We start from the raw sequence: 12944 nt of genomic DNA, 5'->3' as shown, positions 1-12944 counted from the left end.
GATGAAAGGATTGAACGTTTCCTGATTCGCATCTGTCCACGTGCCATAAGTTTTTTCTCCTGTTGGCGATCGCCCTATCATGGAGTGGCTTCTTCTATTTTATCTTTATTTTCTCAAACCTCAACACTTGAGTTTGAGTAGAGCGATCGCGACTTAGTTTTGCAGGCAACCTACCGAGTCCAGAAACTTGAGGATTCCTTCGTCATCAAACTCATTGGCTAAAGCTAGAATGCGATCGCAGAATACGTCATAGATGGAATCTTGCTCTTTTAAGTGGTGAACTCTCTCTTCTATGGCTTCAATGTCTCCAATTTTGGTCGCTTGATAGAGAAGAGCCACTTCTGATTCAGAGGGAATGTTGAGATCTTCGACTGGAGTTTCTGGTGCAGATTGAGTCTCTTCATAAATCCAACTCAGTTGCAGATAGTTCTGTAAGCGAATCAGTAGTGTTTGTAAATCCAACGGTTTTTCTAGAAAATCATTACATCCGGCGGCGATCGCTAAACTTTGATCGGCTAGGGATACACTGGCACTAGCGGCTAAAATAGGTAACTCTTTTGAGTGATGGGTGCGGATTTGTCGAGCGAATTCATACCCATCTAGGATTGGCATGACAATATCTGTAATCACTAAATCGGGTTGAAAGTCTTGTAAATGCTCTAATCCTTCTTCCCCATTCTCCGCTTCATCGATCGAAAATCCTAGGGGTTTTAAGACTTCTGCGACTACGCTTCGATTGACGGGGCGATCGTCTACAACGAGGATTTTCTTTGGCTCTCCCAAATAGCCTATAATTTTCCCCTGTTCTGAAACAGTGGCACTACTCACCCATTCTGTAGACACTGGAAAATCAACATCAAACCAAAAGGTACTTCCCGCTCCAAAGGTACTTTTAACTTGTATTTCACTGCCCATCATGGCGACAATTTTACGGCAAATGGTCAAGCCTAAACCGGTGCCTTCCGATCGCCGAGAACTCGATCCCACTTGCTCAAAGGGTTGGAAAATTTTTCCTAATTGCTCTGGAGTCATGCCTATGCCGGTATCTTCGACTGTAAAGCGGATTTTCACCGTATGGGTTTCGGCATCAGAGGTTAAATATTGAACTTGAAAAATGACTTGCCCGCGATCGGTAAACTTAATTGAATTTCCTAACAAATTTAGCAGGACTTGACGCAGCCTTTTTTCATCTGTTTTTAGTCCATTTGGTAAGCTTTCATCTGCGGCAAATAGCAGGGTAATGCTTTTATTATTGGCTCGCACGCGAGCAATTTCTGCCACTCCTACTAAAAAGGAAAGAAAATGAAAGTCTTTGGGGAATAACTCCATTTTCCGGGCTTCAATTTTAGCCAAATCTAAGATATCATTAATGAGGGTTAATAAATGCGATCCAGCTTGCTCAATTACATCAACTCCTTTGCGATATTGATTTAAGTCAGTCGCACGGTGCATAATTTGGGCATAACCGAGAATTCCATTGAGTGGCGTGCGTAATTCATGACTCATATTAGCTAAAAATTCGCTTTTGGCTTGGTTTGCGCTGTCTGCTGTCACTTTGGCTTCTCTAAGTTCAGAGGTGCGCTCTTCGACTCGTTTCTCGAGCATTTGATTACTGTTTTCTAGGGCAGTAAATGAATCATCTAATTGTTGTGCCATTTGGGTAAACGAGTGTCCTAAACTTTGCAATTCTTTAATTCCCCAAATGGTGATGGTTTGCTGAAAGTTACCAGAGGCGATCGCCTGAGAGGCTTCATTGAGGTGTAAAATGGGACGGACAATCCAGCGAGAGGTGAAAATTCCCAAAATTGTGGCGATCGCCAATGCCGCCAAACAGAGTATAATCGTCTGGCGGGTGTTGGCGTTAATTTGGGCCATAAAATCGGATTCTGGAACTGCCACTACAATTAACCAATCCAATCCGCGATCGTCTGTAACTGGAGTAACTTGCAGCAGTTGCGGACGGTCATTCATGGTAAACTTGAGTTGTCTGGTTTCTGTAATTGTTTCTAAACGACTAAATTCATCTTTTAGAGACGCGACACTAAAGCGAATCAGTTCATTACGACTTTCAGAAGCTGGTAAACGTTGCGGTTCTCCCTCTTCATTAACCGGAGGTTGTTCCGGATTGGATGAAGCAACTAAAAAGCCATTGCGTTCAATGATAAATGCTTGTCCTGTTTTGCCAATCTTCAACTCTCTCAGAAACTCGCTAATATGCCAAAGACTCAAATCGACAACCAAGACTCCTCGTAGGATTCCTTGGGAATCATAAAACGGTTCCACCGCAGAAAAAACAGGACGTTTCTCGGACGTTAAATAAATATTTGTCCAAACTGCTTGGTTGGCTTCTATTGCGATTCGATACCAAGGGCGAATTGTGGGATTATAATTTGGCTTTTCTTCAATAAATTCACCAGGGTTTCCTTCAGCATCAACCTCATAAACCGTGTTGACAAAATTGGTGCTACGATCGGTCAAATAAGTCACTAAAGATCCATCATTGTTTCGTCCTGCTCCGGCAAATTCCTGTTCCTCTCCACCAAATCCCAGATAACTGAGATTTGGAAATTGAATCAGTTGCTCGGCAACATAGCCTTCCATGGCACTCATGTCTTCTACATTCCACAAGTTGAAGCGACGAATGGCTTTAGCCGTTAGAGCATTCACCAAATGAGGGCTTTCTAAATAGGAGTCTAACCGTTCTTGAATACGACTGGAGACTTCGCTCCGGAGCTGCTGTGTGACTTCATTCACTGCTTGTTGTCCATTGCGAATGGAGAGATACCCCGTTAATCCTACAGCCGCAAAAATTTGCAGGACAAAGGGAACCACGAGAACCCAACGTAGAGGAACTTGAGGGGAAGCAGAGGAAATGGGGCGAGGTAAAGTCATCACAGGAAAATCAGTGAAAATGTTTAAGAACAGTTCAGCCTAGTCAGCACCCAAGCAATTGTTCGATCGCGCTCTATTATTGAAGCAACCTAACTTTAAAATGACGTTAATCCTAGGTTATAATTTTGCTGAGTCCAGATGGTGTAATTTTTACACTTCCTTCAAATCTTTGCCTTCTATCTGTTGTTTTAATTCTTGTGCTGCTGTAAATTCTGGATGCAGTGCCAAGGCTTTATCGAGTACCTCTAATGCCCTATTCCACTGTTGCAGTTTGCAGTAACATTGGGCTTGATTATGATACATGCCTGGATCTTCACCGTAGAAGTAGAGGGAATATTGGAGAAAGGCGATCGCCCGCTCGTAAGCTCCTATTTTATACAGTAACATGGCGCAATGAAAGGGTAAGTCTTCCGGTTCGCCAATAAAGTAATAGGTTTCCCAGATCTGGTGAATGGCACGGGTTAGCTCTTCGAGTAAGACCTCGGAGGCACTTTCAACTTGTTGCATGAGAGTATCAAAGCAGCCGAAAAAGAGCTTAGTGTCCCAATGACTGAAGCGCAAATAGGTCAAAATTTGCTCTAGGGTGAGGCTATCAAAATGGGGTTCGATCGCCTTTTTGAGGACAAAAAAGTCATCGGGACTCGATTCTTCGATCGCCGTTTGATAGGCATGGGAGGTTTCGAGAAAACACTCGATCTCTGGTGCAAATAGAAACGCACCAATCACAATACTGCGGGATTTATGATGAGGAAGCAGAGCCATACCCCCTTCATATTCCGTGTATCGGGCGATCGCCGGATAGTTCACCATCAGCGAAAAACAACCTTGATGAAAAGAGAGTTTCGGTCTGGGTCGTTTTTGCAACTCTTGTTCGCTACCGTAACCTTTATCACCAGAGAGCAGAAGCAGGCAATCTCGGCTCAGTTTCTGCAAATTCTCCATCCCCTGCAAACCCACAGAGGGAAATAAGAGCGTGGTATCCCCTAAATAAGTTTGGTAATCCTGTAAAATTTGGTTAAACGCCGGATTCTCGTAATAGCGATCGGCATCAATTTCTGCATCTTCGTAAGTAATATCCAGATTGTCCAGTAAAGCAGCATCCGTCAGATCCCGATTCGCTTCAGGAGCAGTAACCGTCAGCAACGTTTCGTAGAGTTTCCCCCCTTGGATCGAGAATAGATCTTGAGGAATACTATCAAAGAAATAATTAGCGAAAACAATCAGAGGATTTTTGATCGTTTCAGAAGACAAAACCTCTCCAGAATGCCGTAGGCTAAGAGTGACATCCTCTTCAATATCAAATCGCGCAAAATCCAGCAATCCTTTTTCGATAAACGGGTGTAATGAAGGGTGAGTATCCCAGAATTCTAGGTTTTGCTCGGCTAAATCCGTCATAATATATTTGACCGGAATTGCTCGCAATGCCGAGTTAAAATGGGACGTAAAAAATTGCTTCAGAAAGTGATAGGCAAATCGCCCCGATCCAGACCCTAACTCTACAATATAGACCGGTTGACTAAAATCAATTTGATCTTGAGGATGTTGCACACAGTCACGCAGAAAACCCCGTACCACTTTTCCATAAGCATTAGCGATAAAGGGGTTGCTCGTGACATAGTGGGGGACTTTTCCAGTATTCCAGGCTTTTACCCCCTCTTGGTTAAAAAACTCGCGTTGAAACTGCCACAGCAAGGATTTTGAGAAGCGCTGATGAGTCTCTAAAATCCTAGATTTAACACGGTTAGGTTGCATGAACTCATTCACAGTCAAAATAACTATTTTCTGCAACGAAAAGGCAAGGGTATATGAGCCTTAATTCAAAATACTAACGACCCTTACCCATATGATCCACTTTACAAAGTCCCCCTTCAATTACTCCAGATCGTTTTTATTAGGAGGCATGGGAGCAAATTGAGGTATAGGAGGGGGAAGAGGAGCTTTATCATTACCATTATTCTCATTTCCAGGCAGAGGTGCCATAGGTGCAAATCCACCTCCTCCCATTACTGGAGCTTCTAACTGGTTCGGTTTCTTCTTCTCTGTTGGCTTGTATACTCGGAGAGTTTGATGCATATTACCATACCTTCCAGTTGCAGCATGTTTTTCGTGAAACGATTGACCCTCTTCTGTACCATAAAGCTCAAATGACCAACCCACTTTTATGGAATGTTCGTCTCCCTCAGATGCTGCCTCTAAAGTTAATCTATCATTACCATCTTTTGCCACGACTCCTCCCCAGTGATAAGGGAAGATGTAGCCCTTACCTTTATCTGCATATTTGTGGTGTGTGTCAAAACCTGTTGCTCTTTGCCCAGATATAATAACGTAGCCCTCTCCTACATCAGGGAGAGCATACTTACCCAGACCATGATGCTCGTTGAATTGGTCTTGCTCTTCATCGTCTAGCCCAAAATAAACATCGTCAGCCGAGATTTCCTTTCTATGCTTCCTCTTCCATTTCCTCAGCCTCTTCTCATACGATTTTTGATCTTCGTTCTCAGGTTTCGAAGGGGGTATCAGACGCTTAACCATTTTTTTAGCCTGTTCCTGATTAGGTCTTGGATGTGTTGTGAACCATGCCTTAAGCAAATCGAAATTGATCTGGGAAAGCATCAATTCTGGCATGTCCGACTTGTACTTTTTGATTATCTTTGGAGTCAAGTCCTCTTGTTGTTTTTCATCGGGAGGGCTAGTGTCATATCGTATTTCTCTCTCTAGTTGAGATCCCATTACAGCACCAGAGGATTTGCGGCAATCTTTCCATAGTTCCAGGGTACTCTTGATGATATTGTCCTCATTAAGCTCTACATGGCGTATTTCTTCTTGCTTAGGAAGAGAAATATTAGGCATAGGAGCGGGCATTGGAGCCATATTTGAGCCATTTTGATTAGGCATTGGAGCCATATTTGAGCCATTTTGATTAGGAATCGGAGCCGGAGCGAGATCTCGAACCTCGCTTTCTTCCTTGGGCGAAGGTAGTGGGTTTCCCAGGTTCTGTTGCTGGGCACGATAGTGTACGTGATCCTTGTTTTGAGCCTCTTCTCGTGGGTTCCATATGGGCTGAAGCTCGTAAAGATTGGGCAGCTCTTGATTGTAGACCGTATTTAAATGACTTTGCTTCGGGAACACATTCCCTTGTTGTAACGTAACAAAAGATCCGCCAGCCTCTAGTTTTTCATTAGAATCTTCGATTATCTGTTCACTAGCCCAAGCATATCTATCGCCGTCCGTAACTACAATCGCCCCATTTTGACTTCCCAGATACCCCTGTAATGCTGTTAATGCACTTCGTTTTGCACTATGGGGGTCTACGTCATTTTTGGGTGCTTCTTCGAGTCCGTTAAGCTGGGATGTAAAATCAGCATAACGTTGCACAATTGGAGAGCTTGAGCTTCCGACACGAGTTTGTCGTTGCTGAGGAGACTGGGAACGGTTTGCTGGTTTGCGTTGAGCTGTTTGTGGCTTTGCTCCTCCCTGCTGCATAACATGGGTTAATTCATGGGCAATTAATTCTTGTCCTCCCTGACTACCTGGGTTGTATGCTCCACGCTTAAAGAATACATCTTGCCCGGTGGTGAAGGCTTTGGCTTGAATGGTCTGGTTTAAGGTATTGGACTGAGTATCGGTATGGACTCTGACTCCACTAAAGTCTGCCCCCATCACGGGTTCTACCTGAGATCTGAAGTTAGGGGGTAAGGGTTGTCCTCCTCCTCTTGCTCTCTGAAGTTTCGATTCAAATGCGGGTGAAGCGGCTCCACTGACGATTCCTGAGCCGTCTCTTTGAACCCTGGGTCGGTTCCAGAAATTCACGACTTGCCGTTGCAGACTCTGACGAGGGCGTTGAGGTTGGCCAATTGAACGCACGACTTGGCGAGCTACATGATCGGCTTGGTGTTCTTGGGAGTCTTGGGGGTCGCCAATTTCTAATTTGGCTTGTATGGCTAAAGGGGTCTTAGGTTGAGTGTCTTGGGTGGTTTCTCCTTGCCCTTGCTGTTGGTCTCGCTCAATCATTCGTTTCAAAATATTGCCGCTACGCGCTAGGGGCGAATCTTTGCTTATGGCTATATTCCGATCCTCGCCGTTCTGTGACATGGAGTTAGATTTGGCTTGGAGAGCGCCCTTTTTCTTCTGAGTTTGAGAGGGGGCCATTGAGCGTTTTCTGAGGCGCATTTGTCCGCGTGCCATGATTAACTCCTTGCTCTTCTGAGTGCGATCGCTTAGTTTTTCTTATGTTAGATATCCATATTTCTTAATTGTAAGAAAGTTTAAAACCTCTTTCAAGACTTGCGGCGATTTAACAAGACAGTTAGGGTAAAACTGGTTAAGCCTCCCACAAGTAACCAGACACATCCTAAACCGATTACGTCACCGAGAAAGAGACGAAATTGAAGTCGGAGCAGACCTCCAAGGGCCCAACCACAGCCTAGAGCGATCGCCCAATCAATGATACTGGCAATAATCCAACGCCAGGCTTGGGGAACTTCGTGGGAAAGGAGTATATATTGACCCACACCCAGAACAAACCCCACTTTAGCTCCTTCCCAAAGACCATAGAGTAAGCGCACAGAAATATCTAGGGTTCTAGGGGCGATCCAACCCATTGCCCCTAAATCACTCCAGCCCATAATTCCCCAACAGAGGGCACTGATGACCATCCACCAACCCGCCTGTTTAAAGTGGGGTAGAAGCACTATCAATTGCATCAAGCCAACGATCGCACCGCCAATGAATCCTTCTGCGATCCCTAGATCCGGTCGTTCGCCAACTTCAATCAGCAACAGACTCAGTAGAAATCCGATGAAGGTATTAATTGTCCATTGAATTCCAAAACCCGATCCAATCATGGGGGAATTATAGCGCTTTGCGGTAGGGAATAGGGAATAGGAAATGGGGGAGATTACTCAGTCTTGGCAATCATCTCCTGGAGTCCTCGACGGCGAACTTGGGGAGATTCTGGGGCAATATATCCCCACAAACTTTCCCAATAAAAGAAGGAAAAGCCATCCAAGGCGCGATCGCGCACTGCATTGACTTGTTGTTCAATTAAATTTAAGGGGATAGGTGTTCTGACTGTTCCAGTAGAAATACCAATCGCCACTGGAATCTTCTGCTGTAACTTCGGAATTACCGGATCGGATAAATCTCGCAGAAAACTGTCCATTCCACTCCGATACACTTGGATCACCAACTCATCAATTAAACCCGCCTCGACCCAAGTTTGCCAATCTTGTAGATAATTGCGATACGCAAATGCGCGGGGATTAGGCGATAGGGACACAATACAATCGGGCTTAATTTCTTTGACCCGGTCATGAATCCGCTTAACCACTTGAGTGAGTTTATTGGCTCTCCAACGCATCCATGCCTCATTTTGATAATTTTCTGGCGGAATCTCTCCGTTATGTTCCTGTTGATAAAGCCACAGGGTAAAAGGATCGTATCCTAACTCCACCGGTAAACTAAAATGGTCATCGAGTTGGATGCCATCCACATCATAACGGGTCACAACTTCCACAATCAGATCGATCAACAATTGCTGGACTTCTGGATGCAGAGGATTGAGCCAATCTAAACCATATTTACCATGGTAAGTTAAGGCTTGCCCATCCCGACTTTGGGCTAACCAACTGGGATGGCGTTTCGCCAACAACGAATTTTTGGGAGCCATAAACCCATACTCAAACCAGGGAATCACTCGCATTCCCTGTTGATGGCCGAGAGTAATGATTTCTTCTAGGGTATCCTGACGAAAACGGATGGTATTGAGCAATAAATCTTGCTTGCGACCAATCGTTTCTTTGGCCGTATCGCTGGGGTAAAACGTTACGCCTCGGTTCCAGACCACCGGATAAATCGTGTTAAAATTGAGTTGGGATAGTTGGGCGATCGCCCGATCGATGCCCCAAGGACTATACAAAACGGCACTACTGACATTCGTTAACCAAACGCCTCGAATTTCATCGATCGCTTTTGGGGGGTTCGCCTGTATTGGTTTGACAGCTTGCAACCCCAGAATCAAGACCGTGATGATTAGGGACAAGCTTACCCATTGCCATGGTCTTTTAATTATTGCTCTCATTGTTGGAGTCTGTGCTGCATACCTCAGCCGTACTTTAACAAATTTCTACACTCAGCTCCCCTAAAATCAGGGCAATTAAAACACTAGCCGGATAGGGACAGATAAGCTTTTATAGTAGTGTACTCGCGTTCTTTCTGCGTCAGTCCCGTGAAACTCTACGCAATTTGGAGATTACTCAAAGAAACCTTTGTGCAATGGCGGCAAGACCGGGTTCCCATCCTGGCAGCAGCCCTAGCCTATTATATGGTGTTTTCTTTAGCTCCCATGCTGATTATTGCTGTCGCCGTAGCCAGCTTTGCGATCGGCAAAGAAGCAGCACAAGAACAACTGGCGATTCAACTGCAACAGTTTATTGGTTCAGAAGCGGCTCAATCCATTCAAACCTTGATTCGGGAACGCTATCAACCTCAGTCGGGGCTGATGGCTACTGTAGTGGCGATCGCTACTTTGTTTTTTGGGGCAACTACAGTTTTTGCCCAACTCAAAGTCGCCCTCAATATTATTTGGGGCGTTACCCCCAAACCCGAACGCGGCTTCCTGAATTTTCTCATGGCTAGAGTTCTATCCGTTTTAATGATCATCGCGATCGGGTTTCTCCTGCTCGTCTCCCTCGTCTTTAGTTCCGTTCTAGCTGGCGTGAGTCAATGGCTCGATCAATGGATGGATACCCCCGCTAATGTTTGGCGATCGACTGAACTTTTTGTTTCTTTTATTGTTGTTACTCTTCTGTTTGGAGCCATTTATAAAATCTTGCCCGATGCCAAAGTTTCTTGGGCCGATGTTTGGGTGGGTTCTACCCTAACCTCTATCCTCTTTACCCTAGGGAAATGGGGAATTAGTTTATACTTAGGACACAGTAGCGTCAAATCCTTTTATGGAGCTGCTGGCTCATTTGTGGTTTTACTATTATGGATCTTCTTTACTGCGCAAATTTTGCTCATTGGTGCAGAATTTACCCAAGTTTGGGCAAACCGCTATGGCACAACCATTCGTCCTCGCCGTCATGCTATCCATACTGGGGAAAGATCTTGGAGTCATCCCCAAACTTCCCCCTCACCGTCTGAACCCTTGGAACAACAACGGAAAAAACGCAAGAGAATTGTCCAACTGAAAAGATTTATCCGTCGAGTTGAAAACTCTCTTCATCATCAGGACGATCAAGTGTAATCTGTTTCCATCATTCAACGTCTGCATCTATGAATACTCTAACCTCTTCTCTGGAATACAACCGCCTGCAAATGCTATCTTTTGTGGAGCATTTGGAAATCCAATATCCCCAGGCTTCTCCCTATGAGATAGCTAATGAATTGCGTCGCTATACCCGCAAATCTTATACAAGTTCTCTATTTCGTTGGGCAATTTTATCCGATGTTGAATATATTGATAATCGCTTAGATACCACCATATTGTTATGCGGTCAGAATACAGATCTTGCCCATTTTATTGCTTCTTTGTCCGATCAAATTCAACTTCCAGGTTTGGGCAGTTGGTTCAATTTCACGACTTCTTGGACAGCTAAACATAGTTCTTGGAGTGGCGATCTAGCCCAAGCCGTTCTTGATTTTCGCGCCAGAAAATTCCCAACTATTTATAAGGCTTTAGAAGCGGATGCGTCTGAACTCGATCTAGTCGCTAATGTGGCTGCGTTTCGAGTTGGATATATAGTTAATAAACGAACCGATCCGGGAATTCTTAGATTCCGTAAACCTCGCTATGGACTCAAGATTTCAGAAGCTGTTTTAGCCTACGATCGCGGAGTTTACAGTGGTCAAGTGCGAGAGTTTATCATTGAAGGACTGAATGGTAAAATTGAGAAGAATAAAATTGTGAATCCGGGGGAAGTGGAAGCAAAAATCCGTAAATCAATTGTGGAATTTTTGGCGTTTATGCAGTTATATCAATTGGGAGTCAAAATTAAAAATCTGTCTAAGGTGAAGGAAAATTACCGCACGCTTTCTCATATGACTCACCATGATATTACACCAGAGCAAGAAGCCGGTGAAGATGATGTCCGCATAGCGACTCTTTATTTCTTCAATTATTTAGTTCAGGAAGGAAAGCTAGATCCGGTACAGATATATTTTATGCACGATCTTTGGAATGGTGGAATCTAGCTGCTATTTACAAGTTTTCTTTTACTTGTTGATAACGTTGTTTAAATTCCCGTTGTTGTTGATTGTGGTTGACAATGGGTAAGGGATAATTGCAAGATTGACGGACTAAAGGCGGAATGTCCCCCGTTACTAAATCTTTGGTTTGAACCGACTTTAATTCCGGTAACCATTGGCGGATATACTTGGCTTCTGGATCGAATTTTTGTGCTTGACTGGCAGGATTAAAAATTCGTAAAGGTTTGGCATCCATACCACTGGATGCACTCCATTGCCATCCCCCGTTATTAGCGGCTAAATCTCCATCAATGAGATGCTGCATAAAATACCGTTCTCCCCATTGCCAATTAATGATTAAATCTTTGGTTAAAAAGCTGGCAACAATCATCCGACACCGGTTATGCATCCATCCGGTTGTGTTCAGTTGACGCATGGCGGCATCGACGATGGGATAGCCGGTTTTTCCTTCACACCAAGCTTGGAACTGTTGGGGGTTATTATCCCACCGAAAGTGTTTAAATAGCGATCGATACGGCCCATCAGCGAGTTCGGGAAAGTGGTAGAGTACATGCTGGTAAAATTCTCGCCAGGCTAGTTCTTGTTGCCAAGTTTGGATGTTTTTAAGGGTTCGATCGCTGGTAGATTTGCCGATCGCCTCTTGAATCGCTTGCCATACTCTGCGAATGCCGATCGCTCCCAATTTTAACGCAGCACTGAGCTTCGATGTGCCGTCTATACTGGGGGTATTGCGTTGCTGCTCGTAGGTTTCTAGGGAGCGATCGGCAAATTCTGCCAATTGCCGTTGAGCCGCACGCTCTCCTGGTGTAATAACCAACTTCTCTGGCTCGGAATATCCCCAATCTTTCAAACTGGGAAAATCAATAACGTCCACCCGATCTAAGGCTTTTTTCTGGGCTTGAGTGAACCCTTCTCCCGGTTGTAAATCCGAGACTGGATCGAGCTTTTTTTGTCCTTGCCAGTTCTTCCAAAATGGAGTATAAACTGTATAGGGATTTCCCGCTTGTGTGTGAATTGCTTCTGGAGCCACTAAAAGCTGATCCCAAACTGTTTTTACCTCAATTCCTCTTTCGTTTAAGCCTTCAGTCACTCGGCGATCGCGCAGTTGACTATAGGGTTCCACATCCCGATTCCAAACCACCGCGATCGCCCCTAAATCCCGAGCAACATCAGGAATCACCTGCTCCGGTTGACCTTGCAATAACAGAAATGGATGCTTAAGGTGTTGATAGTGCTGTTGTAACTCTTGTAAACAGCCGAAAAGATAATGTAGGCGTATTGGTGAAATATCATCCCTATGCAAAATTTGTGGATCGAAGCAAAAACAACCCACTAAAAGATTCGCTCTGGATTGGGCATAGCTTAACCCTAAATTATCCCTAACCCTTAAATCGCGTCGATGCCAAAATAGAACCAGATTCGACATAAAACTTCAATATTCTTGGGTTAGTATATCATGGTTTCAACCCTCTCTTCTTGGCATAAGTTCTAAGGTTTGCGCTACGGTAGAAGCGATCGACAAAACCGCACCTCTGAGCTATGACTTCTACAGAACGCTTTACCCCCTTACCCGATCGCACTCAACGTCCTGGTGAGGATAACTCGATTTTGGAAGACTACTTCGATCTCCTCCCGGATCATACTCAACTGCCTTGTGAAGATGGCTCCTTCGTGACAAATTTCCAAGAACACCCCCAAAGCATCTTACTGACGGAATCCATTCGTCCAATTCTTGACCAACTTCATCCAGAACGTGATTATTGCATTGGTCAAGATAGTGGAATTTACTGGCACTTAACCCATCCTCCAGAAAAAGGAGCCGAATCTCCCGATTGGTTTTATGT

Annotated in this window: 8 protein-coding genes and 1 pseudogene; 3 read left to right on the top strand and 6 right to left on the bottom strand. The window is 44.5% G+C overall.

The features are described 5' to 3' along the window. Positions 1-153: 153 nt before the first annotated feature. The 5 genes from AC3A14_RS16570 to AC3A14_RS16550 all read right to left on the bottom strand — a co-directional run bounded on the left by AC3A14_RS16570 (position 154) and on the right by AC3A14_RS16550 (position 8971). The gene (locus tag AC3A14_RS16570) at positions 154-2892 is read right to left on the bottom strand and encodes a hybrid sensor histidine kinase/response regulator (RefSeq protein ID WP_318735018.1); all 2739 of its coding nucleotides are present in this window, start codon (positions 2890-2892) and stop codon (positions 154-156) included. Between the two features lie 150 nt (positions 2893-3042). After that, complete coding sequence (locus AC3A14_RS16565; RefSeq protein WP_318735011.1) at positions 3043-4644, bottom strand: tetratricopeptide repeat protein; 1602 nt, start codon at positions 4642-4644, stop codon at positions 3043-3045. A gap of 120 nt (positions 4645-4764) precedes the next feature. Further along, positions 4765-7077 carry an eCIS core domain-containing protein gene (locus tag AC3A14_RS16560; RefSeq protein WP_318735009.1) on the bottom strand — a complete coding sequence of 771 codons (2313 nt, stop codon included), beginning with the start codon at positions 7075-7077 and terminating at the stop codon, positions 4765-4767. 92 nt (positions 7078-7169) lie between these two features. After that, the gene (locus AC3A14_RS16555) at positions 7170-7736 is read right to left on the bottom strand and encodes a hypothetical protein (protein WP_318735007.1); all 567 of its coding nucleotides are present in this window, start codon (positions 7734-7736) and stop codon (positions 7170-7172) included. Between the two features lie 53 nt (positions 7737-7789). Continuing rightward, a complete protein-coding gene (locus tag AC3A14_RS16550; protein WP_318735004.1) occupies positions 7790-8971 on the bottom strand; it encodes a glycoside hydrolase family 10-like protein in 1182 nt (393 codons plus the stop codon). 147 nt (positions 8972-9118) lie between these two features. Here AC3A14_RS16550 and AC3A14_RS16545 point away from each other — a divergent pair, with 147 nt between their 5' ends. Together AC3A14_RS16545 and AC3A14_RS16540 are read left to right on the top strand one after the other, a co-directional pair. Then, positions 9119-10138 (top strand): YihY/virulence factor BrkB family protein, encoded by a 1020-nt coding sequence (locus AC3A14_RS16545; RefSeq protein ID WP_487779069.1) that lies wholly within the window; start codon positions 9119-9121, stop codon positions 10136-10138. Between the two features lie 29 nt (positions 10139-10167). Beyond that, a complete protein-coding gene (locus AC3A14_RS16540; protein WP_318735000.1) occupies positions 10168-11085 on the top strand; it encodes a hypothetical protein in 918 nt (305 codons plus the stop codon). Positions 11086-11092: 7 nt separating this feature from the next. Here the strand turns inward: AC3A14_RS16540 and AC3A14_RS16535 are convergent, their stop codons facing one another. Further along, on the bottom strand, positions 11093-12526 hold the full coding sequence (locus AC3A14_RS16535) for a cryptochrome/photolyase family protein (protein WP_318734997.1): 1434 nt from the start codon (positions 12524-12526) through the stop codon (positions 11093-11095). Positions 12527-12639: 113 nt separating this feature from the next. Here AC3A14_RS16535 and AC3A14_RS16530 point away from each other — a divergent pair. Beyond that, positions 12640-12944 (top strand): annotated as a pseudogene (locus AC3A14_RS16530) (Uma2 family endonuclease); the annotation flags it as partial.

The organism is Roseofilum sp., assembly GCF_982964205.1.
This window is presented reverse-complemented; position numbering and strand designations above follow the sequence as displayed.